This is a genomic window from Chitinilyticum piscinae, assembly GCF_015223195.1.
In the GTDB taxonomy this organism is placed as follows: Bacteria; Pseudomonadota; Gammaproteobacteria; order Burkholderiales; family Chitinibacteraceae; genus Chitinilyticum; species Chitinilyticum piscinae.
Genome location: NZ_JADFUA010000003.1, coordinates 338,286 through 363,141 on the forward strand (window position 1 = coordinate 338,286; position 24,856 = coordinate 363,141).

Here is a 24,856-nt window from a genome sequence, read left to right on the forward strand (position 1 = left end):
ATCTACGCCGCAGGCCTGCCGTGGATGCTGCGCCAGATCAAACTGGCGGCTTGAGCCATTCACTGAGATCAGTACAGCTGCCACTGAAACCGTGGTGGTGGCTATCGACCAGCGCCAGCAGGCGGGGCGCCAGTGTCGAGGCATTGAAGCGGCGGTTGGCTTCCTGCGCCTCCGGCTCGGAAAGCCAGAAAATCTGGTCCATCCATTCGCCCTGCCCCCGGTACAGCGCATAGGAGGCAAAACCCGGCTGGCGGCGCAGCCAGTCGTGCAGCTCGGCCGCCAGCGGCAGGAATGCTTCGTCCGGCACATCGGGATGCAGGCTGAAAATCACGGTCTGGATGTACATGATGCCCCCGCTTGCTTACTGCTTCAGCATACACCCATCCAGAACCTGCTGCGCACACCGTCAATAGGGCTGGCCCAGATTGAAGTAGAGCTTGCCACGACCATTGTCACCGTAGGCGAAGCCGACATAGACTGGCCCGAGGAAGGATTTGGCACCCCAGTACAGCATCGCCGACCAGCGCAAACTATCGCCATAGAAATCGGCCGTACTGGGCACACCGCCGACCTGGCCACCCTCGAGCATCAGCCCCAGATAGCCATACGGGGTCGAATGGTAGAGATTGAGCCCCCCGTAGTACATCTCTTCGCCGACCAGCTGGTTGACGTGATAGCTCGACAGATTCATGAAACCGCCCAGACTGGCCAGCTCGGCGGCGGGCAGATTGCCACCTGCCACCATGCCTGCCAGCTTCACATAGCCTGCCGTATCGCCATGACCAAAAGCCCAGCGCGTCGAGCCGCCGAACCGGTTGTAACTTTCATAGCCTTCGGTGCCTCCCATGGACTGATAGCCTTCCAGATGCAGCATCGCGCCATGAGTCGGGAAGAAATAATCATCCAGCTGGTCGTAGTAAAGCTGCAACTGCACTCCGTAATCGGAGATGTGCTGGCTGGGCAGCCACGGAGCCCCCACGGTAACCTTGCTGCTGTAGGTGTGCATGACCGGACCGACACGCAGCTCAGCACCGTAGTCGGTGACAAGGGAACCGATGTCCACACCGGCGTAGCGGGTCACATTCTGGTAGGTGGCCACATTGCTGTCATGCAGCCAGGCATACTCGTCGATATTGCGGTAACCCGCATACGGCGCCACAAACAGCGTCTTGTCGACAAACAGCGGCTGGAACCATTCCGCATGGGCATTGAGGTTGTTGCCCAGCTGCCCGAGCACGCGGAATTCCCCCCCCAGCTCATTCAGCCAGGTACGGCGGTACTGGGCCGTAACGCCACCCGTTGTCCAGCGGTCGAAATCGGTCGCAAAGTTGAGCCCCAGCCCCAGATAATTCGGCCCCCAGGATTTTTCCACCGGCTGGACGGTCAACCGCTGCCCGCGCTCCCCCTGTTCCAGCTGGTAATTTACCTGCGAGAAATCACCGGTCCCCATGATCTCGCGCAACCGGCCTTCCAACGCCGGCACATCCAGCGGAGCTCCGGGCGTCACATCGATCCGGCTCGTCACTACGGCCGGATTCACCCATTTCTGCGGGCTGATCCGGACATCCTGGATGGCCTGCACCGGCACCTGCCGCTCGCTGCGGCGCGCTTGCCAGCGGGCATAGTCTTCGGGTGTCAGACTGTAGCGGGACAATTGTGTCAGCGCCCCCCTGGCCGCCACCTCGCCACGGGCAATCAGCTGTACCGATTTGTCGAAATCGGTCGAACTGAGCTCGCCCAGCTCGGGGCTGATCAGCACATCGCGCTCACCCAGGCTGGCGAGCTGCGGTTTGACGTTCTGCTCCATCATCAGGCGGGTGTACTGGTCGGCAATATTGAAAATATTGCGCAACTCTTCCCGTTTGAGCGGCTGGGTGCCCACATTGACGGCGATGATGACGTCCGCACACAAGTCACGAGCGATATCGACCGGGACATTGCGCACCAGGCCACCATCGACCAGCAGCCGCCCCTGCCGCTCCACCGGAGGAAATACCCCGGGCACCGCCATGCTGCCTAGCATGGCAGAAACCAGATCCCCATCCTTCATGACCACCATGTCGCCACTGACCAGATCGGTAGCAATCGCACGGTAGGGGGTCGGCAAATCATCAAAACTGTTCGCGCTCACGCGGCGGCTGAGATCGCGCAGGAAAAACTCGATGCCCTGCGTGGAAATGGCGCTCTCGGGCAGCTGAACCTTGCCGTTGTTCAAGCCGACCTCAATAGCCATATTCATTTCGGATTCGCGCTTGGACTGGTAGCTGGACGTGCTGCGTGCCACGACCCCTTTCAGCAACTCGTCCCAGGGTGCAGCCTTGACCTTTTCTTCCAGCTCAGCCGGTGAGCGACCAGTCGCATAACTGCCCGCCACCAGCGCGCCCATGCTGGTACCGACCACGCAGTCGACCGGCACGCGTGCTTCCTCGAGCACCTTGAGCACCCCGATATGCGACAGCCCGCGGGCTCCGCCCCCGCCCAGCACCAGCCCGATACGGGGGCGCTCGGCCGCCAGTACGGCAGCGCTGAGCGACATGGCAAGCAGGGCGGCACACAGCTGCCGGCAAGGAAAGAGTGTCATACCGATATCCGCAAGGGAAAACAGCGCTGATTGTAACCAGCCCGCAGGCCGCTGGCATCAGCAGCGCAGCCGCGGACTCTTCACCGGCCACTCTGCCTGCATGGCATAACATTGCGATGACAGGCACAGCCACGCAGCCTTGCCCGGCGATTTGCAGTAAGCTCGGTGGGTTCACTATCGCGGCATGATCAGGCACCCCGATGCACCCCCCACTCGGAATTTATGGCGGAACCTTTGATCCGGTCCATTACGGCCACATCAAACTGGCAGGTATATTCAGAGACACATTCAAATTACAAGAAGTCCGACTGATACCAACGGGGGTACCACCTCACCGCCCGCCTCCGCCAGTCTCGCCGCAACAACGGGCGGACTGGGTTGCCGAAGCCATTGCTGCGCAGCCCGGGCTGGTACTCGACGAACGCGAAGTCCGCCGCAGCGGTTACTGCTACACCATTGATACGCTGCGCGAATTGCAACGCGAACACCCGCAAACCCTGCTGGTGTGGCTGATCGGCGGCGATTCGCTGGCCGGCCTGCCCGGCTGGCGTGACTGGCAGCAGCTGCTTGAGCTGGGGCACCTGGTGGTGGCCGCACGACCTGGCTTCGATTTCGCCACCCTCCCACCGCCCGTCAGCGATCAGTTACAGAAAAGACTGGCAATTGCTTCGCCAGAAGCCTTAAGTCACGGTAAAATCAGCGTTTTGCCTGCGCCACTGCTCAGCGTCTCCAGCACTGCCCTGCGGCAGCGGCTGGCCCGGGGCGAGGATGTCAGCGACCTGACCCCCGTTGCGGCCAGCATCGTCTCCAGCGGCCTTTACCGCCAGAGCAGCGACCCCGTCTGAGCGTACCCTGCCAGAATGCAGGGTCTTTGCCTGCAACACCCGTTAACCCTGTTTCCCGGTCTGCCGGGCAACACCCGGGCGCACCAGCGCCCGCAGAAGGATCCAGCATGAATGAAATCACCCTGGCCATGCGCGACATCGCCGTGGCAGCCCTCGAAGACATCAAGGGCAAGGACATCCTCAGCCTCGACACCACCAAGCTGACCGAGCTGTTCGAATGCATGATCGTCGCCACCGGCGACTCGAACCGTCAGGTGCGCGCGCTGGCGAACAATGTTGCCGTCGAACTCAAGGCCAAGGGCTACGAGATCGTTTCCACCGAGGGCGAAGAGTCCGGCGAGTGGGTGCTGGTCGATGCCGGCGAGCTGGTCGTGCACGTGATGCTGCCGGCAGTCCGCGATTACTACGATCTGGAGCAGCTGTGGGGCGGCCAGAAACCGACCTTCAACCCGCTGGGCAAGGCCTGGTCGGCCGTCTGACCAGGCGTACACCGCAAAAAGCTGATGGGAAACCATCGGCTTTTTTATTGCCCAATGCTCTATATGCATAGAACGACTGGTTATTTTTATTTTGCAGCTTATTCCGGTACATTCTGCTCGCGCAGATGCGCCACGTCATAACGATATCCGAGCCGAAACACGTCCCATGAATACCATCAGTGAAGCGAGACTGACTCACCTCAAGCAGCTGGAGGCCGAGTCCATCCACATCATCCGTGAAGTTGCCGCCGAGTTCGAAAACCCGGTGATGCTCTATTCCATCGGCAAGGATTCCGCCGTGATGCTGCATCTGGCACGCAAGGCCTTTGCCCCCGGCATCCCGCCTTTCCCGCTGATGCACGTCGACACCACCTGGAAATTCCAGGACATGTACAAGCTGCGTGACAAGCAGAAAGCCGAAGGCTGGAAGCTGATCACCCACGTGAACGAGGAAGGTGTTGCGGCCGGCATCAACCCCTTCACCGCCGGTAGCGCCAAACACACCGACGTGATGAAAACCGAAGGCCTCAAGCAGGCACTGAACAAGTACGGCTTCGACGCCGCGTTCGGTGGCGCCCGCCGCGACGAGGAAAAGAGCCGCGCCAAGGAGCGCGTTTACTCCTTCCGCGACAAGAATCACCGCTGGGATCCGAAAAACCAGCGTCCGGAACTCTGGAACATCTACAACAGCCGCATCGACAAGGGTGAATCCATCCGCGTCTTCCCGATTTCCAACTGGACCGAGCTGGATATCTGGCAATACATCTATCTGGAAAACATCGAAATCGTGCCGCTCTATTACTCGGCCGAGCGCGATGTCGTGGACTACAACGGCACCACCATCATGATCGACGATGAGCGCTGCCTGCAGTACCTGACCCCGGAACAGCTCGCGACCCGCCGCAAGGAATGGGTGCGCTTCCGTACGCTGGGCTGCTACCCGCTGACCGGTGCCGTGCAGTCCAAAGCGCAGACCCTGCCGGAAATCATCCAGGAAATGCTGCTGACCACCACCAGCGAACGCCAGGGCCGCGCCATCGACCATGACAGCGCGGGGTCGATGGAAAAGAAAAAGATGGAAGGTTATTTCTAAACCCCTTCACCACAGAAATTGAGAGATGTAGGGTGGGTTAGGTCGCAGACCGTAACCCACCGCAGCGACGCCATTATTGATTGCCCGGTGGGTTACGCACCCACCCTACGCGAGACCCACTATGTCCCACCAATCCGACCTGATCGCCAGCGACATCCTGGCGTACCTGAAACAGCACGAAAACAAGGATTTGCTGCGCTTCATCACCTGCGGCAACGTCGATGACGGCAAGTCCACGCTGATCGGCCGCCTGCTGCATGACTCCAAGCTGATCTTCGAAGACCATCTGGCCGCGATCCAGAAAGACAGCCAGAAGTACAATACCACCGACCAGGAAATCGATCTGGCGCTGCTGGTGGACGGCCTGCAGGCCGAGCGCGAACAGGGCATCACCATCGATGTGGCCTATCGCTACTTCTCGACGGAGAAGCGCAAGTTCATCATCGCCGACTGCCCGGGCCACGAGCAGTACACCCGCAACATGGCCACCGGTGCCTCGACCTGTGACCTCGCCATCATCCTGATCGACGCCCGCTACGGCGTGCAGACGCAGACCCGTCGCCACAGCTACATCGTTTCGCTGCTGGGCATCAAGCACGTGCTCGTCGCGGTCAACAAGATGGATCTGGTCGAATTCAGCGAAGCGCGCTTCAACGAAATCAAGCAGCAATACCTCGAATTCGCCAAGCAACTCGACATTGCCGATATCCGCTTCGTGCCGATTTCCGCGCTGCGCGGCGACAATGTGGTGAACGAATCCACGCAAACCCCGTGGTACGAGGGCGACACGCTGATGGGGCTGCTGGAATCCGTGCAGATCAGCAAGGATGCCAAGCTCGATGCCTTCCGCCTGCCGGTGCAGTACGTCAACCGCCCGAATCTGGATTTCCGCGGCTTCTGCGGCACCATCGCCGCCGGCCACATCCTGCCGGGCGATGAAATCGTCGCCCTGCCGTCCGGACGTCGCTCGAAAGTGAAGGACATCGTTACCTTCGACGGCAACCTGCAGGCCGCCTTCTCCGGTCAGGCCATCACGCTGACACTGGAAGACGAGATCGACATCAGCCGCGGCGACATGATTGTGCGTGCGCAGGATGCCCAGCCGCAAGTCAGCCAGGCCTTTGCCGCGCACGTGGTCTGGATGAACGACAACCCGCTGACCGTCGGCAAGGAATACGCGTTCAAGCTGGCCGGCAAGCAGGTGTATGGCCGTGTAGCCCAGATCCAGCACCGCATTGACGTGAATACCCTCGAGCACGCCGCGGCGGACGAATTGAAATTGAACGAAATCGCCCGCGTCACCATCGAAGTCAACGCCCCGGTGGTGTTCGACCCCTACACCGAGTGTCGCGGCACCGGCAGCTTCATCATCATCGACCGCCTCAGCAATGCCACCGCCGGCGCCGGCATGGTCATCGAAGCCGCCACCAGCAGCGCGAACGCCAGCGATCTGGACGAACTCAGCCGCCTGCGCGCCTTTGAAGTCGAGCTAAACGCCCTGGTGCGCAAACACTTCCCGCACTGGGAGGCCAAGGACGTCAGCCAGTTGCTGAAGTAAGCCGCAATTCGCATCGACAAAAACCCCGGCTTTGCGGTCGGGGTTTTTGTTTGTTCTGCTGCGTTCGGCAGGCAACCTGCGTAGCTGGAGGTAGAAGCAGACCTGTCCGCTACACCGCACGCGCGTAGATAAAGAACTCGCGGTTGCCGTCACCGCCCTGAATCGGGCTTTCGAAGTAATCGAGCACGGTAAACCCGGCGATCGTCGCGGCCCCGCAGATTCTGGCGCTGACCTGCGGGTACAGCGCGGTATCGCGCACGATGCCGCCCTTTCCCAGCCCTTCGGGGCCGACTTCGAACTGCGGCTTCACCAGAAACAGCAGCAAGCCGCCTTCCGGCAACACTGCCCGCAAGGCCGGCAGCACCAGGGTCAGCGAGATGAACGATATGTCGCCAACCACCAGATCAAGCGAGCCGTCCAGCGCCGGGGCAATCAGCTCCAGGGTAAGATGGCGCGCATTGACACCTTCGAACTGGGTAACGCGGGAATCAGCCTGCAGGCGCGGGTGCAACTGGTCGTGGCCAACTTCGACACCGATGACCTTGCGCGCGCCCGCCTGCAACAGGCAATCGGTAAATCCGCCGGTGGAGATACCGACATCCAGCACCTGCATGCCGTCGACGCCGAGCCGCGCGCTTTGCAGTGCACCAGCAAGCTTGAGCCCGCCGCGCGAGACATAGCGGTCCAGTTCATCCGGAGTGATGACGATTTCGGCGGCGGCGGTCAGCATCTGGCTGGCCTTGCTGACCGGCCGGCCATCGGCACTGACACGGCCGGCGCCAATCATGGCCTGAGCAGCAGTGCGCGAGGTGGCCAGCCCCAGTTCGACAAGCAAAAGATCGGCGCGCGGCACGAGACCCTCCAGGTATATGCCTACAGGCTAATTTTTAAAATGACCCTATCGGAATACATGGCAATGTATTTACTCAGAAACGCTCGGTCGGGCCGAGGTAGCGCCATTGCCCGGTCGGGATATTGCCCAGCATGATGTTGCCGATGCGCACCCGCTTCAAGCCCGTGACCTTCAGCCCGACCAGCTCGCACATGCGGCGGATCTGGCGCTTTTTGCCTTCGGTCAGGATGAAGCGCAGCTGGTCTTCGTTCTGCCAGTGCACCCGTGCCGGCTTGAGCTTTTCACCATCAAGCGACAGACCGAAATTCAAGAGGCGCAGGTCGGAATCGGATAGCTTGCCCTCGACGCGCACCAGGTATTCCTTCTCCACGACCGAGTTCTCGCCGATCAGCTGCTTTGCGACCCGGCCATCCTGCGTGAGCACCAGCAGGCCAACCGAGTCGATATCCAGCCGGCCAGCCGGCGCCAGCCCCTTGATGTGCCCCGGCGCAAAGCGGATACCCGACGGGTCGTCGATCCAGTGATTTTCCGGCACGACCAGTACGGAGGCGGGCTTGTAGCCATCTTCGGCCTGCCCGGAGACATAGCCCACCGGCTTGTTGATCAGGACGGTGACGCGATTGGCCTGTGCGGCATGCGCCTGGCGATCCAGCGTGATGCGCTGTTCGGGCAGCACCTTGCTGCCAAGCTGGTCCACGACAACCCCGTCGACCTTCACCCAGCCCTTGGCAATGTATTCGTCAGCCTCGCGGCGGCTGCACAGGCCCAGCTCGGCCATGCGTTTGGACAGGCGCAGGGGTTCACTCATGTTCGGACTCGCTTTCAGGGGTGCGGCAAAAGCGGAATGGTAACGCAGTAAGCCGCCGCGCGCATCGCGGACATCCCGGCGGCGGCGCTGACACGGTAGACTCGGGCTTTCACTTCCTTCTACGCCATGAGCTATCTTGCCCTGCGCCACCTGCACATCACCTGCGTGATCATGACCAGCATCCTCTTCGCGCTGCGTGGCGGACTGATGCTGGCCGGCATCGACTGGAAAGAACGCTGGCCCGTGCTGCGCTGGCTGCCGCACCTGAACGACACGCTGCTGCTGGCTGCCGCCATCGGACTTGCCGTCATGAGCCAGCAATACCCGCTGGTACAACCGTGGCTGAGCGCCAAGGCGTGTGCGCTGCTGGCCTACATCGGCCTGGGTGGCATTGCACTCAAACGGCGCAACCCGGCGGCATTTTTCGCCGCCCTGCTGTGTCTTGGCTACATTATCGCGGTCGCCATGACGCGCTCGCCCAGCCTGAACCTGCTGTGATCAGAGCACGGCCGGCATCGCGGCCGCGGGAGCCGCTGCGACGTCCAGCAGACGAACCTCGCCCAGAACCAGCCCGCGATCAGTTTCGCGGCAGCTTTCCATGATGGTGATCAGGGCCAGATTCACTGCCAGCAGCGCCTCGGTCTCGGCGCGCCCCTCGCGCGCCTCGACACTCGCCTGACAGTGCAGGGTGTTGCGCAGTCGATCCGCACGGAATTCGAGCCGGATGCCCCCAAGCGGCTGCGGGGCATGCTGCGGCACCAGCTCGCCGGCCCGCTTGGCGGCCAGCATCGCTGCCGCGCGCGCCAGCCCCAGCAGATCCGCGAGACTGCCATCTTCAAACAGCTGCAAGGTATCAGCCTGCATGCGCAGCTCGCCAGCGGCACGCGCCACACCGGCACGCGCGCCGCCGCTCGCAGACTCGGTGGGCAGGGCAATCGTTTCAACACCGGCCAGCCGTGCAGCCTGGATGGCCAGATCGTCAAAGCTGTTGATATTGGCAATGCTGCCGGCCGGCAGCTCCACTTCGGCCGCCCCCAGCTCGGCCAGCCATTCGGCCAGTCCGAAATCACCGCGAGCCATGCGCTCGATCAGTTGCGGCAAGATGGCGCGTTCCAGCAGACAGGGATAGGGCAACTGGCGCCCGCCTACCCGCACGGTCACGGCCCCGCCGCCCTCATGCAGCTTGCCCAGCAGCCGGGCCAGCAGATCATCAGGCAGGAAAGGCGCATCGCAGGGCAGAACCAGCAAGGCATCGGCAGGCGAAGCCAGCGCGGCGGAATGCACACCGGCCAGGGGGCCGGGGAACCCGGGGTACACATCACGCAATACCGGATAACCGAAGCGGGAATAGTCAGGGAGGTTGCGATTGGCCGAAATCATGATGTGCCCGACCCTGCAGGTCTGGGCCTGCAAGGCATCAATCACCCAGCCCACCAGCGGACGTCCGGACAGCTCGATCAGCCCCTTGTCGCGCCCGTTCATCCGGCGCCCGGCGCCGCCCGAAAGAATGACGGCATCCACCATCGACATGCCCTGCTCCTGTTGCGCATATCAGCGCTGCCTGATTTATCACGCAACTATGGCGCAGCCGCGCAGCCTCGGCAAGCGGCAAGTCATCACGGGTAGCCAGAAACGACAAAAGGAGCCAGAGGCTCCTTGTGTTCGCTACGGCATGGGCAAGACTTAGTGCTGCACTGCCGGCTGGTAGCCCTGGATGTCGGCATTGGCAAACAGGCCGCCGATGTATTCGTGAACGGCACGCTGCGACGCCATGCTGTTCAGGAAGTGGGCGATGCGCTCCTTGGCCTCATCAAAGCTCACCGCTTCACCAGTGCTCTTCTTGCCCGAGCGGATGATGTGAAAACCGAACTGGGTTTCCACCAGACCATCGTAGAGCTCGTTGTCGCCCAGGCGAAAGGCCGCCTGCTCGAATTCCGGAACCATCTGGCCACGACCGAATGCGCCCAGGTCACCGCCCTGACGGCCGGACGGGCAAGTCGAATGCTCGCGTGCCAGGTCGGCAAAGCGCGACGGGTTAGCCTTCAGTTCGGCCAGAATGCCTTCCGCCTTGGCCTTCACCAGCGAACCGGCCAGGCCGTCTTCGCGGGCGAACAGGATGTGGCTGGCTTCGATCTGCTCGCCGCGCTGGAAGCTTTCCGGATTGTGATCGTAGAACTCGCGGCAGGCCGCATCGTCGGCCGGCTCGATCTGCAACTCCTGGTCAAACAGATTGCCGATGCGCTCTTCGTCAGCCCCCTCGGCCACGCCCAGTTCGGTCGCGCGCTGCAGCAGCAACTCACGGACGATGAGGTTCTGGATAGCCGCTTCGCGCGGCTCGGCTGCATCCTGATGGTGCGGGATTTCGGCTTCGATCATCGCATCGCTAATCGCCGCGCCATTGACGGTAATGCTCATGAGGTATTCCTGTAACTAGTTGGTTTCAAATGTCAGTGTCTTGCACATGCAGACGGCGGAGGCCGGGCACAGCGAGGCAAACTGGCGGGAGGCTGCCAGTGCTGCCGGCACCCGGTCACGCAGAACAGGGCGGTAACCATGCCTGCGGAAGTAGCCCTCGGCAGAGCTTGTCAGCAGCCACAGCTCGCGGGCTCCGCGCTGACGCGCCTGCTCTTCCAGAACAGCCAGCAGCATGACAGCAAATCCCCGGCCGCGCCAGTGATCGCCGACGACCAGCGAACGCAACAATTGCACGTCCGCCAACGCCTCCAGCCCAGCGGCTGCGATCACCTGCCCCTGCTCTTGCAGCGCCCACAATGTCAGCGCAGCTTCGTCCAGATCGGCCACCACCAGCCCTTCGGCCTGCAGCAGCCCCCTGATCTGCGCCCGTTTCTCGTGCTCGCGAACCACCTCGACCTGCATCATTTAGCTCCCGGTTGGCCAATCGGTAGAGTCCATCAGGGTAAAACCCCGCGCGATCGCACATCCTGATCATGCGCAAATTGCACACTCCAGCAAGCAGCGGGGCTCTGGGCTAGGATAAAGCATGACCCGCCAGACCGGAGGACATCATGCGCAATCTGGTGATTTTCTCGCATCCCCATCTCGCGACTTCGCGCGTACACCGCACCCTGATCGACGCCATCGATGATCTGCCGGACGTGCAAATCCATCATCTGGAAGCCGTGTACTCCCATGGCGACATCGATACCGCAGCCGAGCAGGAGGCCTGCGAGCACGCCGCGCGACTGATTTTCCAGTTCCCCTTCTACTGGTTCAGTTCGCCGCCGATGCTCAAGCTGTGGATGGATGAGGTGCTGAGCTTCGGCTGGGCCTTCGGCAAGGCGCAGAAACTGCGCGGAAAACCCTTGCAACTGATCATCAGCAGCGGCGGCCCCGAGTGCGCTTACACGGCTGCCGGCTATCACCACCACACGATCGAACAGCTGCTCAGCCCTTTCGGCGCAATGGCACACCTGACTGGTATGGTGCTGCAGACGCCGCTGATCCTGCACGGCGTACCCAACATCCCGGGAATCGACGTTTCCGAATCGCAACTGGTGCAGGTGCAGGAATTCGCACAGCGCTACCGTGCACTGCTGCTCAGCCCGCACAGCCGGGTCCGCGCGCTGGGCTGAATCAGCCCGCGCGACACAGCGGGTATTTTTACCCGCCGAGCATAGCCGGAAGGCGCTTGCCCACGACGGCGCAAGCGCGTAAGGTCGCTGCACCACGGATCACCCGCATTCACGTCATGCATTTTCTCGATCTCGCCAGTGCCGATGCGGCACGCGCACGCCAGCAGCAGCTGACCAAACCGCCGGGCAGCCTCGGCAAACTGGAAGACTTGGCCATCTGGTTTGCCGCCCGCTTGGGCAGCGGCACCCCGGGCCGACTCAAGCCGGCCATTGTGATCTTCGCCGCCGATCATGGCGTTGCCAGCGAAGGGGTTTCGGCCTATCCCGCCGAAGTCACGAGCCAGATGGTGCTCAACTTTCTGGCCGGCGGCGCTGCAATCAATGTACTGGCACGCGAAGGCCAGGCCACGCTCGCGGTCGTCGACGTCGGCGTCGCCACGGACTACCTCCAGCCGGTCATTGATCCCGGCGCCACCACCCGCTTCTTCCGCATGCCGGTACGCGCTGGCACCGGCAATCTGCGCCGCGAAGCCGCCATGAGCCGCGATGAGTGCCGCAAGGCCTGGCACATCGGCGCAGCTGCCGCGCGACAAGGACAGGAACGCGGCAAGAATCTGCTGATCGGTGGTGAAATGGGCATCGCCAACACCACGGCTGCAGCTGCACTGATCTGTGCGCTCACTGGCGCCGACCCCGCCGAGATCGTCGGGCTGGGCACCGGGATCGATGCGGTGGCACGCGAACACAAGGTCAGCGTCGTTCGCGATGCTCTGGCCCGTGCCCGCGAGGCTGGCGCGCAAAACCCGATGGACTGGCTGGCCGAAGTTGGCGGCCTGGAAATCGCCGCGCTGGCCGGTTTCTATAGCGAGGCCGCGGCGCTGGGCGTTCCGGTCCTATTGGATGGCTTCATCAGCACTGCCGCAGCACTGGTGGCGGTGCGTCACGACAGCAGCGTTGGCGACTGGCTGCTGGCCAGCCACGCCTCGCAGGAACTGGGCCACCGCCACTGTCTCTCCGAACTCGGGCTCTCACCTTTGCTGGATTTCAATCTGCGGCTGGGAGAAGCCAGCGGTGCCGCACTGGTTCTGCCGCTGCTGCAGACGGCACTGGCCTTGCATCGCGACATGGCCACCTTTGCCGAGGCCGGCGTCGCCGGGCCCGCCGCATGAGCGCCTTCCGCCTCACGCTGGTACGCCACGGCTGCGCGACTGGCAGCCATGACCACGTCTTCGGCAGCACGAATGCCCCTTTGTCTGCCGACGGCCGTGCACAGCTGCGCAGTCGGTGGCAGCAACTCACCGCGCAGCCGGTTGACGCAATCGCCTCGTCCACGCTGGCGCGCTGCGCCGATTTCGCGCTTGATGCGGCGGCCAGCCTGGGGCTGCAGCTGCATCTGGCGCACGGCTTCGCCGAACAGCACCTGGGCGATCTGGACGGCAAATCCAAGGCCAACTGGAGCGCACAGGAGCTGCAAGCCTGGGATGACTGGCAGCGCAATCCGCAGGCCAGCCCGCTGCCCAATGGCGAAAGCTGGGACGACTTCAGCGCCCGCACGCTCGCGGCATTTCACGAGTGGCTGGCGCGGACACCGGATGCCGAACACCGGCTGCTGTTTGCCCATCAGGGCACGATCAAGGCCTTGCTGCTGCATGCCTTCGGGCTGCCTGCCAGCCGGCACAGCCAGTTCTGGGTCGCCCCGGCCGGTGTGGTCAGCCTTTGGTGGGACAACGAGGCCAACGGCTGGCCCCCGATGCTGCTGGCGCTCGACAACACGCTGCCGGACTGATGCGCGGGCCTGATCTGCGGCCATTGATTCTGGCCATCCAGTTTCTTACCCGGCTGCCCACGCCACAGGTTGGCAACTTCTCGCCCGCGCTGCTGGCACGCGCCGTCGCCTGGTTTCCGCTAGTCGGCCTGCTGCTGGGCAGCATGCTGGCCGCCTTGCTTGTGGCAGGCAGCCTTATCGACCCCTGGCTAGCTGCCTGGCTGGGACTGCTGGGATGGGTATGGCTGACAGGCGGGTTGCATCTGGACGGGCTGGCCGATATGGCCGATGGCCTGGGCGCGGCTCACCGTGATCCCCAGCGCTTTCTGGCGGTACTCAAGGATCCGCATCTGGGCAGCTTTGGCGTGCTGACACTCATCGTGCACGGCACCGGCAAACTGCTGCTACTGATGTTGCTGGCCAGGCAGGGTATGCCCGGCTTGCTCGCAATTTTGCTAATCCCTGGCTGGGCACGTCTCGGGGTATACCTATGGCAGACGCTGCCGCCACTCGCGCCGGGGATGGCCGAACAATTCGGCTGGCAGCGCAGGCCATGGGCCGGCCTGCTGAATCTGCTCGGGTTGCTCGTGCTGAGCCTCTGGCTGGCTCCGCCCCTGCTGCTGGCACCGCTGGTGCTGCTGGCTTATCGCCAGTGGCTGGCCCGGCGCCTGGGCGGAGTCACCGGGGATTGCCTGGGGGCAGGCATTGAGTTGAGTGAAATTGCGCTGCTGCTCGTCGCGGTGCTGGCACCCGCTATAATGACGACCTGATTGCACAGGGCCACACACATGAAAATCAAGCGCATCCTCGAAGTCTGGGAAAAAGGCATGGACGGGGCGCCGCTGGGCAGCATCGAGCTGGCTGACGACGTTCCGACCGAATTCCTGTTCAGCCTGTTCTGCAACGAGCAAGATCGGCCTGACCCCGACATGCAGCTTGCCTATCTGCTGGATGCGCCCCGCGTCGCACAATTGCAGCGCTGGTGCAGCACGCCGCTGGAGGCCGACCGGTTTGACTACATCCTCAGCGCCTACGGCCTGCCCGACCTGCCGCAAAGCCCGCAGTGAATTCGCTCGCTGAGCTACCCGGGCTCGGCCCCAAATCCCAGGCCATGCTGCATGCCGCCGGGATTCACAGCCACGGCGAACTGGCACAGCTCGGGGCCGTTGCCGCCTGGCGACGAATCAGGCGGCACGCCGGCAAATCGGTCAGCCTGAACCTGCTGTGGGCACTGGAAGGCGCACTGACTGGCCGCCACTGGCAGGACATCGCCCGCAAGGAACGCAGCCGGCTGCTGGCCGAACTGGCAGCACAGGATGAACAGGATGTACCCGCCCCCCCATAACCCCACAAGCCAGATACAACAGTGCCTTCATGGCCATACCCTGAAAACAAGCAACCCCGCCTGAGCGGGGTTGCTTGTTTCGGCATGTGCAGCGTTTTACTGACCGGCAAAGTGGCGGATATGCCCCAGCAGTTCGTCTTCCTGATATGGCTTGCCGAGGAAGACATTCACGCCAAGTTCGAACGCGTAGTTCTTGTGCTTGTCGGCGGTGCGCGAGGTAATCATGATGATCGGAATCGCGCGGGTGCCTTCATCGGCACGGATGTTGCGGGTCAGCTCGAAGCCATCCATGCGCGGCATTTCGATGTCGACCAGCATCACGGCCGGCTTCACATCATGCAATTGCTGCAAGGCATCGACGCCATCCTTGGCCGTCACTACCTGATAGCCTTCGCGCGCCAGCAGGCGGCTGGTGATCTTGCGCACGGTGAGCGAATCGTCGACCACCATCACCACCGGAGCCTGCAGCAGCGCTTCCTCTGCCGTTGCGACCGGTGCAGCGGCCTGCGCTTCGGCGGCCTGACGACCTGCCTGGCTGATCTGGGGCGCCAGCGCCAGCAGGGTCAGCGGGTTCATGATCAGCACGATCTCGCCGGTACCCAGCACAGTGGCGCCCACCACGCCCGGCACACGCGCCAGCTGCGGCCCGATCGGTTTGACCACCACTTCCAGGTTTTTCACCAGCTCATCGATGTGCAAAGCAATCCGCTCGGCACCGGAGCGTAGCAACAGCACGGTGTTGTAGCGCTTCTGTTCCGGCAGCGTCGTGGCATCGCCGACCAGGCGCGGCAGATAGGCAAAGCGGTAGCGATGCCCCAGCCACTCCTGCTCGCGGGTGTCGTATAGGCGCTGCAGCGCCTCCATCTTCACTTCCTGCACCTGCTCGACCATCACCGACGGAATCGCAATCAGGCGCTCGCCGGCCTTGACCAGCAGCACCTGCGTGACCGCGAGGGTCAGTGGCAGATGGATGGTGAAGGTCGTCCCGACGCCCGGCTCGGTGCTCACATCCACCTTGCCACCCAGATTGGAGATCTCGTTTTTCACGACATCCATGCCGATGCCGCGCCCCGAGAGCTGGGTCACCTGACTGGCCGTGGAGAATCCCGGCTCGAAAATCAGCTGACAGAGTTCCTGCTGCGACAGTTCGCGACCGGCCGGGATCAAGCCACGCTCGAACGCCTTGGCCTTGATGCGCTCCAGATTCAGCCCCTGGCCATCATCCTTGAGCTGCAGCACCAGTTCGTTGCCTTCCTGACGCACTTCAATCTGGATTTCGCCGAATTCCGGCTTGCCGGCAGCCAGACGGGCATCGGCCGATTCCAGACCGTGGTCGACCGCATTGCGCAGCATGTGCTCGAACGGCGAAATCATTTTCTCCAGAACACCCCGGTCGATATCGACCCGCGCGCCCTTGAGCTCGAGGTTGACCTTCTTGCCGGTTTCCTTGCCAGCCTGGCGCGTCAGACGATACAGACGCTCGGAAACGCTGCCAAAAGGCACCATACGCACGCGCATCAGACTCTGCTGCAGTTCCTTGGTCATGCGTGACTGGGCCAGCAAGGCTGCACTGGATTCGTCAAGGTTCTTCAACAGGTTGTGCTGCACGGTCGCCACGTCGTTGACGCTTTCGGCCATGAAGCGGGTGATTTCCTGCAGGCGGGTGAAACGGTCGAATTCCAGCGGGTCAAATTCGACATGGGCATCCTGCAGCTCGCGATTACGCGCCTGCATCTGCGACTCGGCCTGGATTTCCAGTTCGCGCAACTGGCCACGCAAACGGGTCACGTTTTCGGTCAGATCCATCAGCGAGGACTTGAGCGCGAGCATTTCGGCTTCGATCCGCGACCGGGCAATCGCCACTTCACCGGCCTGATTGACCAGCTGGTCAACCAGCTCGGATTTCACGCGGATACTGGTCTTGCTGTCGGTCTCAGCAGCGGCCAGCAACTGGCGCGGCACATCGGCTCGCGCGACAGCTGGGGCAGCCTGCACTGCAGCGGGCTCGCTTGCGACGGACTGCGCCGCGGCGACCGGCTGGGCCGCCGGCTTGCGTCCCGACAGCTCGTCGTACAGCGAGTGCATGAAATCGTATTCGGCTTCCAGCCCGGACAGCAGCGCCGGTGTGATGGCGCTGCCAGCCTCGATCAGGCGGGATTCCATCTGGTGCGCCACTTCACCCATGCGCATTGCACCGGACATCCGTGCACTGCCCTTGACGGTGTGCAGGGTACGCTTCATGCCCTTGATGATTTCCGCCGGATCACCATCCGCCGCAACCAGCTCGCGCAGTTGCGCCGCCAGCTGGGGCAACAGCTCATCGGCTTCTTCGATGAAAATCGGTAGCAGCTGTTCATCGATATCATCGGCCAATGCCGCGTCGATACTGACCTGTACTTCCGGCGCAGCCTGCTCCTGTACCAGCAACTCGGGCATGGCCGCGGCACCGGCCAGCACGGCCAGTTCGACATCGGCACCCTGGGCTTCCAGCACGTCCGGGAAGGCTACAACGGCATGCTCTTCGGCCAGGTCGGGCACATCCAGTTCGGGCTCGAACATTCCCGGAACGGGCAACTCAGCATCGGTGTCATGTTCGAGGATATTGATCGTGACGGCTTCGGCTTCGGCTTCGGCTTCGGCTTCGGCTTCGGCTTCGGCTTCGGCTTCGGCTTCGGCGGGCAGGCTGAGCGAGAGATCCAGCTCCGGCAAGGCCAACTCGAGGGGCTCAAGCGGCAGTGCCGCCACCGGCTCGACCTCGGCGGCAGTCAGCTCGTCCATCAGCGGCAAATCAGGCAATACCTCGGCACCAATATCCGGCAGAACCAATTCTTCATTGATCTTCAGGCCAATACCCTGCAGCAGCAGCTCTGGCGCTTCATCCAGACTGACGTCGGCATCCGCCGGGATGTCGAGAATCGCAAGATCATCCAGATCAAGCGCGGGGAGCGCATCAAGATCCAGCAATTGCTCCGTCTCATCCGGCTGGGCATCCCCCAGCTCTGGTAGATCCAGATTCACGGCCTCCAGTGTGCCAGCGACTTCTTCACTGCTCTGCGCGTCAGGCAGCTCCACTGCGCCAGTACCCGGTGCCGCCAGCACCGGTAGATCCTGCTCCAGCAGCACATGAACGGCATCGGCCATCAAGGGCGCATCATGGGCAGTCCCGGCAAGTGCCAGCTCCACCTCTTCAGCGGCCGACACACCTGCTGCATCAGTAACAGCTGGGGCCAATTCCTCGAACACCAGCTCGTCCAGCACCGGCTCATCCAGCGCCACCGTTTCAAGTTGCAAGCCGGATGGTTCAGTCTGCAAGAATGCAGCGAGATCATCGTGCGCAAGGTCGACCACCGGTAATTCGAGCGGGGCGTCGACCGGAAGAATCTCGGCATCCAGCTCAATCGGCTCATCCGCAGCAATATCCAGCTCCACCGCTTGCGGCCGCATTGCTTCAAGCCTCGCCACCCATTCCGGCGCTGCTTGTGGTGCACGCAGTGCGAAGATGTCTTCCAGCATGCCGCTCAAGTGTGCTGCGGCATCGACAAACAGGGAAACATGCTCGCTGGCTTCGGCTCCGAGCTGCTGCAGGGCATGTTCGAGCGCATAGGCGAGCTCGCCCTGGGCACGGAAACCGGTGGTTGAAACGATCCCGCCCAGTGTATGGGCTGCCAGCACAAAGCCATCCTCGACTTCGCCGCGCTCGGCCAGCACGGATACACCATGCTGCAGTGCTTGCAGGCGGCTTGCCGCCTCTTCCCGGAAGATATCAAACAGCGCCGGCGAGACTGTCACGGCTCCGATCACGACCTCGGCAGGTGCTTGCACGCTCAATTGCGGCTCGGCAACAGGAGCCGCGGTAGCCTCCTCTGCTTCGGCTCCACCTTCCAGGCTCAGCCTGGCCCGCTCGGCCAGCGCGTCGATCTCACTCGCTTCAACAGCGGCAGCGCCTGCAGCCTGCAGTTCGGCTACCCAGCCAGCAAAAGCCGCATGCGCTTGAGCAACCAGCTCCAGCAATACCGGCGAAGCCGGACGCTCTGCCTGGAGCCACTTGTTCATGACCTGTTCAATTGTCCAGGCCACTTCGCCCAGCTGGTTCAGGCCGACCATGCGACCACTGCCCTTGAGGGTATGGAAGGCACGCCGGATGACGGTCAATGCTTCACGGTCATGCGGCGCATGCCGGCAGATATCCAGATGACTGGCAATCGTTGCGAGTACTTCGACCGCTTCCTCGAGATAGACCTCAAGCAGCTCGGCATCCACCGCCATCTCGGACACCGGCAGCGGACGCGCAGGAGCGGGACTCGCCACCGGAACCACGACCGGTTCAGCTACTTGCTCTACCGAGACAGACTGCGACTCGACCTGACTGGCAGGGGCCAGTTCGTCGACCACAACGTCGTGAACCAACTCCGGCTCGAGGACTGCGGCCAGTTCGTCCGGAGCCTGCACACTCGCCTGTTCACGCCCTGTTAGCTTGTCGAGTAGCGGCTGCAACAAGGCTTCCTGATCGCGCCCCTGCTCGAGGTCATCAACAAAGAAGCCAAGAGCGGATAAGGCCTCAGCCAGCAGTTCCAGTTCATCCTGCACCACCGTACGCTTGGCACCGGCGTATTCCTGAATACGCTGCAGCGATTCTTCGAGCAGGCTAACCGCCAGGGGGCGATCCAGCATCAGCAAGGCACCCTGAACCTGTCGCAGCATCGGCTCAGCCGCACCCAGACCATCGATCTGCTCGGGGTTGCGGAAGAACGCATCCAGAAGTTCTTCCAGCTCCTGGAGGTTACTGCGCATTTCATGCGCAAGTTGTGCCAGCAGCAGGCGCTCCTGTGCGGCCTGGCTAATGGTATCGAGATGCGGCACATCGACGGCGGCACCGGGGTTAGCCAACCGTGCAATGACGGCGTCCACTTGCAAATCGAAATCGTCCGCCTCGCGCGGGAAAGCCTGCAATGCGTGATCCACCAGCAGCAGCCCGGTAGCAAACTCGAGTGCGAATGCCTCGCCGATCTCGCCATTAAGCCCTGCCAGTGCGGCTGACAACGCGTTGCCCAGTCTCTGCAATGCCGGCAGATCCAGTGCGGCCAGACGCACCGAGACCTCCTGCATGTGCTGCCGCAGCTGCGGCAGGCGATCGCGCTGACCTGCAGACAGGCGCGCCCAGCCCTCTTTCAGCGTCCCGATATCATCGCGTAGACGATGAGCATCCCGCATGGCTGCCTGCGCACCAGCGCTCATGGTGTTATCGTCACCCGGCAGCAGCGTGCGCAATTCGAAAGCGGTTACCAGATGGCGAGCCAGCGCACTGTCGCAATCCAGCTGAGCTAGCACATACAGCATGTCGCGGAATAGGCGCTCGGCAATCTTGTTGGAGCCATCGGCAAGGCGGCGCAGCTGAAGATTGAGACGCAGCAACAACTGTCGCGGTGCGAGATCGAGCGAATCGGCATTACGCGCCGTCGCCAGCGCATCAAGCAGCGCTGTCGCAGACCACCAGAATGCACTCGCCACCGACGAAGTCTGCGCCTTGGCCAAGTCGGCCAGCGCCCCCGCCATCGGGCGAGCTAGCGCAACCTGCCCTTTCAACAGACGCAACAGCCCGCTTTCGAACATGGCACGACGCTGCCGGACAAATGCCGGCCATTCGGCCTGGCCGATCACCTTCTTTGGCAGGCCGGCAGGCAGATCCAGCATCAGCTGCGGGAAAAACAGCTCAGCACCAGTCACCTGAGTGCCCCGAGCCTGCGCCAGGGCGGCAAAGCTGGGCAACAACACCAGCGGCACATTCGGCATTTCTGCCTGCAGCCGCTCCAGATACTGGGCAATCTCATGCACCGCCTGATCCAGTACCGCCGGAACCTCAAAAGATGGTTGCTCCTCCAGAGCCTGGATCAGCTGCTCGGCCTCTTCGCAAAAGCGCGCCAGCCCAGCAAGCTCCACCAGCTCCAGCGCACCATAAGCCTGGTGCAAATGCGTGCGGGCATGGCGCAGAGATGCGGCATCCCCGGATACGGAGGCCTGCTGCAACGCTTCCCGCGCTCGCTGGAGGGCACTGTCGATCTCGCCCTTGACCCAAGTCAGAGAGCTTTTATCAAATTCGGTATGAATGCTCATGGCGGTGAACCCGTCGCAGCGGCCAGACGGCGCTTGCGCACCATCTGGCTCAGTAAATCACGTGCCTGTAGGGAATCAGGACAGCTTGAAGCCCGAAACCGAAGCCTTCAGTTCCGATGTGAGGCCGGAAATCTTACCAACCGACTCGGCCGATTGCTTGGTACCGGTCGTGGTCTGCTGCGTAATCGCCAGAATTTCGCGCATGGCCTGAGTGACCCGTGAGGCCAGATCAGTCTGCGCCTCGGTTTCGTGCGCAATACCTTCAATCAGGCGAGCCAGTTCTTTCGATACACGGCCGATTTCGGTCAGTGCGGTACCGGCTGCATCAGACAGCTTTGCACCTTCAACTACACCCTGGGTCGACAGCTCCATCGCAGCCACCGCATCGTGGGTATCGGTCTGAATTGTCTTCACAATCGCGCCGATCTGCTTGGTTGCTTCTGCAGAGCGCTCCGCCAGTCGCTGAACTTCTTCGGCCACCACAGAGAAGCCGCGACCGGCCTCACCGGCGGCTGCGGCCTGGATGGCGGCATTCAGCGCCAGTACGTTAGTCTGTTCGGTAATGTCGGAAATCAGCTCCACGATTTCGCCAATTTCCTGGGAAGATTCACCCAGTCGCTTGATCCGCTTCGCCGTTTCCTGAATCTGCTCGCGAATTTCGCCCATACCCTTGATCTGGTTATTTACAGCCTCGGCACCTTGCTCCGCGGCCTCCAGGGAGGTCTTGGCCACCTGGGCCGATTCTGCGGCATTTGCCGATACACCCTGAATCGAGCGAGCCATCCGTTCAACGTTGCTGGAAGTTTGCTCGATTTCCTGAGACTGGCGTTCAGCAGCCTGAAGCAGCTCATTGGCAATGGCCTGCGCCTGTCCTGCCGAGCCATCCACCTGCGAAGCAGCACGGTTGATACCGCCAATCAGTGTACGCAATTCTTCAATCGTGTAATTGATCGAGTCAGCAATCGCGCCCGTCAAGTCTTCGGTTACGGACGCCCTGACAGTCAGGTCACCATCGGCCAGATCGGACATTTCATTCAGCAATCGCAAAATCGCATCCTGGTTTTTGCGGTTTTCCGCTTCAGAATTCAGGCGGCGACGCACGGATTCCTGGTTGAACACGCGAACCAGCAGGTAGAGTGAGCCCACCGCAATGACAGCAAGACAGGCTTCCAGCACCGAGGTGATCAGGTTTGCCGTGCGGTTCTCGTAAGCTGCGGCCAGATTCTGGGTTGCCAGCAACAAGGCGTCCGACTCTTTCACGATGCTCTGGTTGGCCTTGCGGGTATCCACCAGAGGCTTCATGTTCTTGGAGAACGATGTCACCACCTTTTCGAAGTCGGCAAACGAGGTTTTGATGCCGTTCAGCTCGGCCACCAGCGCGGAGGAAGACACCGGACGCAAGCCCAGCTCATCATTACCCTGCAGGAAACCATCGACGATATCCTTGAACGTCGCCACATCCTTGCCCAGCAGGAATACCACGTCAGGATTGATCAATTCACTGGCGAGAGTGGCATTGGCGTTCTTGGCCATACGTTGGGAAAGCATACCGAGCTGCCCGGCCGCTTCCAGCTCTCGCTGGGTCGCCCCGTTTTCAGCGAGAGAGCCGCTGAATTGCTGAATCTGCTCCAGCAGGTTTGTGTCATTGGCATTAATGCCCTCAACCGCCTTGCCTACGGCCTCCAGTGACTTTTGCTGCTCCAGAATGGTTTGTACATTAGGGCGAGGCGGCTGAGCGCCTGGCTTGAAGTTGGTCGACCAGGTTGCATTGATCTTGTCCAGCTCATCGGTCACACCGACGCTCATGGAAAAAAAACCGCGGCTTGATTGCAGTTGCTCGAGGTTCAAGCCGAATTTTTCATAGGAATCACGCAGAACCGGGAAGGCCGCAGGAATGCCCTGAACAGACTGAGTGGAAGCACGTGCCAGTCGTTGCGAGAGCATCTGCATTTCCGTGGCGATCGAGCGGCGCTCCGCGTTCAGATTGGATGCACGGAAGGAAAGCAGCGCCACAACCACGAAGGCAATGCCGGAAACCAGCACCAGCAAGAGCAGCAAAGCCATCTGCTGACGGCTGCTCCAGTGGCCAATCAGGGGCAAGGGCTTGAGCAACTTGCTTTCATCAGCATCAGGAACCCTGATCCGGTCAAGAATCCAGGTGGTTTTCAGCGGGTCAAAACCCTTCTTTTCTCCCGCAGCTTGTCCTGCTCCGGATTTACCGGCCCCGGAAAACAGACTGCGGATGCGCTCCATCACTGCCATGCTGACTTCTCCTCCCGTCGCATTACATCAACGGTTTTTGCCTTGTTATGCGATACCAACCTGCAGAAATACTGGCGACTGCGCCAGTTCATCCATTTTCAGCGCATTCCAGCGCACACCCGCTGCATCGCGGTAAACCTGCCCCTGCCACGACTTTTCAGCATTATCCTCAGCCAGCACTTCCAGATCCGCCAGATGCTTCAGCCCCAGCATGCGACTGACCAGAATGGATGCGTGTGGCAATAATCGAGGCTGAATCAGCAGCAATCGGCTAGCCGGAGTCGGCACCAAGGGAGGCTCACCGAAAAATGCGGCAGCATCGGCAACACTGACCAGATTGCCGCGGATATTGGCCACGCCACGAAACCATCCTTGCGCCAGCGGCACCGAGGCAACAGCAGGGACCGGCATGACCTCGGCAACGTCCGCCAGATCAACGAGCCAATTCTGCGCACCAATCTGCACCCCCAGACGCGCATCCACCTGCGCAACGGTCGTCGCCGTTTGCAAGCGTGCAACGACGCCCTCCTGATACTCCCGCAGACTAACGCGCTTCGACATGACTCACCCCTAAAATCATCCAAGTGACGAAAATTGTCACAGCTTGCCGATTTTGGTCAGCAACTCCTGCGGGTCGACCGGCTTGACCACATACTCGACCGCGCCCTGACGGCGAGCCCAGACCATATCGGTCTCTTGGTTCTTGGAGGTGCACATGATGATGGGGATGTGCTTGGTTGCCTCATCCTTGCTGATCGTGCGGGTAGCCTGGAAGCCATTCATGCCCGGCATCACCACATCCATCAGGATCAGGTCAGGCTGCAGATCCTTGGTTTTGGCTACAGCCTCCTCACCGGACTCCAGCGCAATGACCTGAAAGCCGTTTTTAGTGAGCAGCTCACCCAGGAAGTGACGCTCGGTCGGGGAGTCATCTACGATCAGGATTTTCTTGATTGTCATATCGGTCGTTTCGCTTGAAAAAACAATGATCAGGCAGCCTGCGCGTGCGCGCCGACGGCGGCCAGCAGACTGTCTTTGGTGAACGGCTTGGTCAGATACTCGTCGGACCCCACCATGCGCCCGCGCGCACGGTCGAACAAGCCATCCTTGCTGGACAGCATGATCACCGGCGTTGCCTTGAACTTGGGATTTTTCTTGATCAGCGCGCAGGTTTGGTAGCCATCCAGCCGAGGCATCATCACATCGACGAAGATTAGATCAGGATGGTGATCTGCAATCTTGGCAAGAGCATCAAAACCATCTTCAGCAAGAATGACCTCACACCCAGCCTGGCCAAGAAAAATCTCGGCACTACGGCGGATCGTGTTGCTGTCATCGATAACCATAACCTTCACGCCAGTCAAATTCGGCATTCGCACAGATCCTAGGACTAGTTACTTGCGACAGGAGAAGCCCCTGCCGCAACCAGACTGCAAAGTCTTTTTGTTTCCGGCAAATCATACGTTCAGCGCTAGCACATGGACAAGGCATTTAGATCAAGCCCCCCCGAACACCCGCCCAAGATGCAACACCACGCAGCGATAGCGCCTCCTGTCAGTACTT

General features: G+C 61.6%; 23 protein-coding genes. 11 read left to right on the forward strand and 12 right to left on the reverse strand.

What is annotated here, in order from left to right:
* Positions 1 to 37 precede the first annotated feature (37 nt).
* Both INR99_RS07520 and INR99_RS07525 read right to left on the reverse strand, forming a co-directional pair.
* The gene (locus INR99_RS07520) at positions 38 to 346 is read right to left on the reverse strand and encodes a hypothetical protein (RefSeq protein WP_194115704.1); all 309 of its coding nucleotides are present in this window, start codon (positions 344 to 346) and stop codon (positions 38 to 40) included.
* A 60-nt stretch (positions 347 to 406) separates the two neighbouring features.
* The gene (locus INR99_RS07525; protein WP_194115705.1) at positions 407 to 2,581 is read right to left on the reverse strand and encodes a patatin-like phospholipase family protein; all 2,175 of its coding nucleotides are present in this window, start codon (positions 2,579 to 2,581) and stop codon (positions 407 to 409) included.
* Between the two features lie 200 nt (positions 2,582 to 2,781).
* Between INR99_RS07525 and nadD the strand changes: the two genes are divergently transcribed.
* From nadD to cysN, 4 genes are all read left to right on the forward strand, one after another.
* Entirely contained in the window at positions 2,782 to 3,426 is a 645-nt protein-coding gene (nadD, locus tag INR99_RS07530; RefSeq protein WP_194115706.1) for a nicotinate-nucleotide adenylyltransferase, read from the forward strand.
* Between the two features lie 107 nt (positions 3,427 to 3,533).
* Positions 3,534 to 3,905: a ribosome silencing factor gene (rsfS, locus tag INR99_RS07535; RefSeq protein ID WP_194115707.1), complete on the forward strand. Its 372-nt coding sequence runs from the start codon at positions 3,534 to 3,536 to the stop codon at positions 3,903 to 3,905.
* A 166-nt stretch (positions 3,906 to 4,071) separates the two neighbouring features.
* Positions 4,072 to 4,998 (forward strand): sulfate adenylyltransferase subunit CysD, encoded by a 927-nt coding sequence (gene cysD / locus INR99_RS07540; RefSeq protein WP_194115708.1) that lies wholly within the window; start codon positions 4,072 to 4,074, stop codon positions 4,996 to 4,998.
* A gap of 121 nt (positions 4,999 to 5,119) precedes the next feature.
* Entirely contained in the window at positions 5,120 to 6,556 is a 1,437-nt protein-coding gene (gene cysN, locus INR99_RS07545) for a sulfate adenylyltransferase subunit CysN (protein WP_194115709.1), read from the forward strand.
* A gap of 109 nt (positions 6,557 to 6,665) precedes the next feature.
* Here cysN and INR99_RS07550 read toward each other — a convergent pair whose 3' ends face one another.
* Together INR99_RS07550 and INR99_RS07555 are read right to left on the reverse strand one after the other, a co-directional pair.
* The gene (locus tag INR99_RS07550) at positions 6,666 to 7,409 is read right to left on the reverse strand and encodes a TlyA family RNA methyltransferase (RefSeq protein WP_194115710.1); all 744 of its coding nucleotides are present in this window, start codon (positions 7,407 to 7,409) and stop codon (positions 6,666 to 6,668) included.
* A gap of 73 nt (positions 7,410 to 7,482) precedes the next feature.
* Positions 7,483 to 8,217, reverse strand: coding sequence for a pseudouridine synthase (locus INR99_RS07555; RefSeq protein WP_194115711.1), 735 nt, complete (start codon positions 8,215 to 8,217; stop codon positions 7,483 to 7,485).
* 126 nt (positions 8,218 to 8,343) lie between these two features.
* Between INR99_RS07555 and INR99_RS07560 the strand changes: the two genes are divergently transcribed.
* Positions 8,344 to 8,715, forward strand: coding sequence for a SirB2 family protein (locus tag INR99_RS07560; protein WP_194115712.1), 372 nt, complete (start codon positions 8,344 to 8,346; stop codon positions 8,713 to 8,715).
* On the opposite strand, the gene mobA is transcribed toward INR99_RS07560, so the two are convergent.
* The 3 genes from mobA to arsN2 all read right to left on the reverse strand — a co-directional run bounded on the left by mobA (position 8,716) and on the right by arsN2 (position 11,094).
* A complete protein-coding gene (gene mobA / locus INR99_RS07565; RefSeq protein ID WP_194115713.1) occupies positions 8,716 to 9,747 on the reverse strand; it encodes a molybdenum cofactor guanylyltransferase MobA in 1,032 nt (343 codons plus the stop codon).
* Between the two features lie 153 nt (positions 9,748 to 9,900).
* Positions 9,901 to 10,632 (reverse strand): peptidylprolyl isomerase, encoded by a 732-nt coding sequence (locus tag INR99_RS07570; RefSeq protein ID WP_194115714.1) that lies wholly within the window; start codon positions 10,630 to 10,632, stop codon positions 9,901 to 9,903.
* Positions 10,633 to 10,647: 15 nt separating this feature from the next.
* Positions 10,648 to 11,094 (reverse strand): arsenic resistance N-acetyltransferase ArsN2, encoded by a 447-nt coding sequence (gene arsN2 / locus INR99_RS07575; protein WP_194115715.1) that lies wholly within the window; start codon positions 11,092 to 11,094, stop codon positions 10,648 to 10,650.
* Positions 11,095 to 11,243: 149 nt separating this feature from the next.
* On the opposite strand from arsN2, the gene INR99_RS07580 reads away from it, so the two are divergent.
* From INR99_RS07580 to INR99_RS07605, 6 genes are all read left to right on the forward strand, one after another.
* Positions 11,244 to 11,810: an NAD(P)H-dependent oxidoreductase gene (locus INR99_RS07580; protein WP_194115716.1), complete on the forward strand. Its 567-nt coding sequence runs from the start codon at positions 11,244 to 11,246 to the stop codon at positions 11,808 to 11,810.
* A gap of 116 nt (positions 11,811 to 11,926) precedes the next feature.
* Positions 11,927 to 12,979, forward strand: a complete 1,053-nt coding sequence (gene cobT / locus INR99_RS07585; RefSeq protein WP_194115717.1) for a nicotinate-nucleotide--dimethylbenzimidazole phosphoribosyltransferase — start codon at positions 11,927 to 11,929, stop codon at positions 12,977 to 12,979.
* Positions 12,976 to 13,596 (forward strand): histidine phosphatase family protein, encoded by a 621-nt coding sequence (locus tag INR99_RS07590; RefSeq protein WP_194115718.1) that lies wholly within the window; start codon positions 12,976 to 12,978, stop codon positions 13,594 to 13,596. Before cobT ends, INR99_RS07590 begins: the two co-directional genes overlap by 4 nt.
* The gene (gene cobS / locus INR99_RS07595; protein WP_228098141.1) at positions 13,596 to 14,345 is read left to right on the forward strand and encodes an adenosylcobinamide-GDP ribazoletransferase; all 750 of its coding nucleotides are present in this window, start codon (positions 13,596 to 13,598) and stop codon (positions 14,343 to 14,345) included. Before INR99_RS07590 ends, cobS begins: the two co-directional genes overlap by 1 nt.
* 18 nt (positions 14,346 to 14,363) lie before the next feature.
* Positions 14,364 to 14,642, forward strand: a complete 279-nt coding sequence (locus tag INR99_RS07600) for a hypothetical protein (RefSeq protein ID WP_194115719.1) — start codon at positions 14,364 to 14,366, stop codon at positions 14,640 to 14,642.
* The gene (locus INR99_RS07605) at positions 14,639 to 14,920 is read left to right on the forward strand and encodes a TfoX/Sxy family protein (RefSeq protein WP_308431464.1); all 282 of its coding nucleotides are present in this window, start codon (positions 14,639 to 14,641) and stop codon (positions 14,918 to 14,920) included. Before INR99_RS07600 ends, INR99_RS07605 begins: the two co-directional genes overlap by 4 nt.
* Before the next feature lie 96 nt (positions 14,921 to 15,016).
* Here INR99_RS07605 and INR99_RS07610 read toward each other — a convergent pair whose 3' ends face one another.
* The 5 genes from INR99_RS07610 to INR99_RS07630 all read right to left on the reverse strand — a co-directional run bounded on the left by INR99_RS07610 (position 15,017) and on the right by INR99_RS07630 (position 24,666).
* Positions 15,017 to 21,031 carry an Hpt domain-containing protein gene (locus INR99_RS07610; protein ID WP_194115720.1) on the reverse strand — a complete coding sequence of 2,005 codons (6,015 nt, stop codon included), beginning with the start codon at positions 21,029 to 21,031 and terminating at the stop codon, positions 15,017 to 15,019.
* A gap of 75 nt (positions 21,032 to 21,106) precedes the next feature.
* Positions 21,107 to 23,293: a methyl-accepting chemotaxis protein gene (locus INR99_RS07615; protein ID WP_228098142.1), complete on the reverse strand. Its 2,187-nt coding sequence runs from the start codon at positions 23,291 to 23,293 to the stop codon at positions 21,107 to 21,109.
* 45 nt (positions 23,294 to 23,338) lie between these two features.
* On the reverse strand, positions 23,339 to 23,854 hold the full coding sequence (locus tag INR99_RS07620) for a chemotaxis protein CheW (protein WP_194115721.1): 516 nt from the start codon (positions 23,852 to 23,854) through the stop codon (positions 23,339 to 23,341).
* 36 nt (positions 23,855 to 23,890) lie between these two features.
* Positions 23,891 to 24,253, reverse strand: coding sequence for a response regulator (locus tag INR99_RS07625; RefSeq protein ID WP_194115722.1), 363 nt, complete (start codon positions 24,251 to 24,253; stop codon positions 23,891 to 23,893).
* Between the two features lie 29 nt (positions 24,254 to 24,282).
* On the reverse strand, positions 24,283 to 24,666 hold the full coding sequence (locus INR99_RS07630) for a response regulator (RefSeq protein ID WP_194115723.1): 384 nt from the start codon (positions 24,664 to 24,666) through the stop codon (positions 24,283 to 24,285).
* Positions 24,667 to 24,856 lie beyond the last annotated feature (190 nt).

What these genes read in the sequence shown, in the direction of transcription:
- INR99_RS07520 (WP_194115704.1), bottom strand. Translation starts at nt 346, where the DNA reads ATGTACATCCAGACCGTGATTTTCAGCCTGCATCCCGATGTGCCGGAC.
- INR99_RS07525 (WP_194115705.1), bottom strand. Translation starts at nt 2,581, where the DNA reads ATGACACTCTTTCCTTGCCGGCAGCTGTGTGCCGCCCTGCTTGCCATG.
- nadD (WP_194115706.1), top strand. Translation starts at nt 2,782, where the DNA reads ATGCACCCCCCACTCGGAATTTATGGCGGAACCTTTGATCCGGTCCAT.
- rsfS (WP_194115707.1), top strand. Translation starts at nt 3,534, where the DNA reads ATGAATGAAATCACCCTGGCCATGCGCGACATCGCCGTGGCAGCCCTC.
- cysD (WP_194115708.1), top strand. Translation starts at nt 4,072, where the DNA reads ATGAATACCATCAGTGAAGCGAGACTGACTCACCTCAAGCAGCTGGAG.
- cysN (WP_194115709.1), top strand. Translation starts at nt 5,120, where the DNA reads ATGTCCCACCAATCCGACCTGATCGCCAGCGACATCCTGGCGTACCTG.
- INR99_RS07555 (WP_194115711.1), bottom strand. Translation starts at nt 8,217, where the DNA reads ATGAGTGAACCCCTGCGCCTGTCCAAACGCATGGCCGAGCTGGGCCTG.
- INR99_RS07560 (WP_194115712.1), top strand. Translation starts at nt 8,344, where the DNA reads ATGAGCTATCTTGCCCTGCGCCACCTGCACATCACCTGCGTGATCATG.
- mobA (WP_194115713.1), bottom strand. Translation starts at nt 9,747, where the DNA reads ATGTCGATGGTGGATGCCGTCATTCTTTCGGGCGGCGCCGGGCGCCGG.
- INR99_RS07570 (WP_194115714.1), bottom strand. Translation starts at nt 10,632, where the DNA reads ATGAGCATTACCGTCAATGGCGCGGCGATTAGCGATGCGATGATCGAA.
- arsN2 (WP_194115715.1), bottom strand. Translation starts at nt 11,094, where the DNA reads ATGCAGGTCGAGGTGGTTCGCGAGCACGAGAAACGGGCGCAGATCAGG.
- INR99_RS07580 (WP_194115716.1), top strand. Translation starts at nt 11,244, where the DNA reads ATGCGCAATCTGGTGATTTTCTCGCATCCCCATCTCGCGACTTCGCGC.
- cobT (WP_194115717.1), top strand. Translation starts at nt 11,927, where the DNA reads ATGCATTTTCTCGATCTCGCCAGTGCCGATGCGGCACGCGCACGCCAG.
- INR99_RS07590 (WP_194115718.1), top strand. Translation starts at nt 12,976, where the DNA reads ATGAGCGCCTTCCGCCTCACGCTGGTACGCCACGGCTGCGCGACTGGC.
- cobS (WP_228098141.1), top strand. Translation starts at nt 13,596, where the DNA reads ATGCGCGGGCCTGATCTGCGGCCATTGATTCTGGCCATCCAGTTTCTT.
- INR99_RS07600 (WP_194115719.1), top strand. Translation starts at nt 14,364, where the DNA reads ATGAAAATCAAGCGCATCCTCGAAGTCTGGGAAAAAGGCATGGACGGG.
- INR99_RS07610 (WP_194115720.1), bottom strand. Translation starts at nt 21,031, where the DNA reads ATGAGCATTCATACCGAATTTGATAAAAGCTCTCTGACTTGGGTCAAG.
- INR99_RS07615 (WP_228098142.1), bottom strand. Translation starts at nt 23,293, where the DNA reads ATGGCAGTGATGGAGCGCATCCGCAGTCTGTTTTCCGGGGCCGGTAAA.
- INR99_RS07620 (WP_194115721.1), bottom strand. Translation starts at nt 23,854, where the DNA reads ATGTCGAAGCGCGTTAGTCTGCGGGAGTATCAGGAGGGCGTCGTTGCA.
- INR99_RS07625 (WP_194115722.1), bottom strand. Translation starts at nt 24,253, where the DNA reads ATGACAATCAAGAAAATCCTGATCGTAGATGACTCCCCGACCGAGCGT.
- INR99_RS07630 (WP_194115723.1), bottom strand. Translation starts at nt 24,666, where the DNA reads ATGCCGAATTTGACTGGCGTGAAGGTTATGGTTATCGATGACAGCAAC.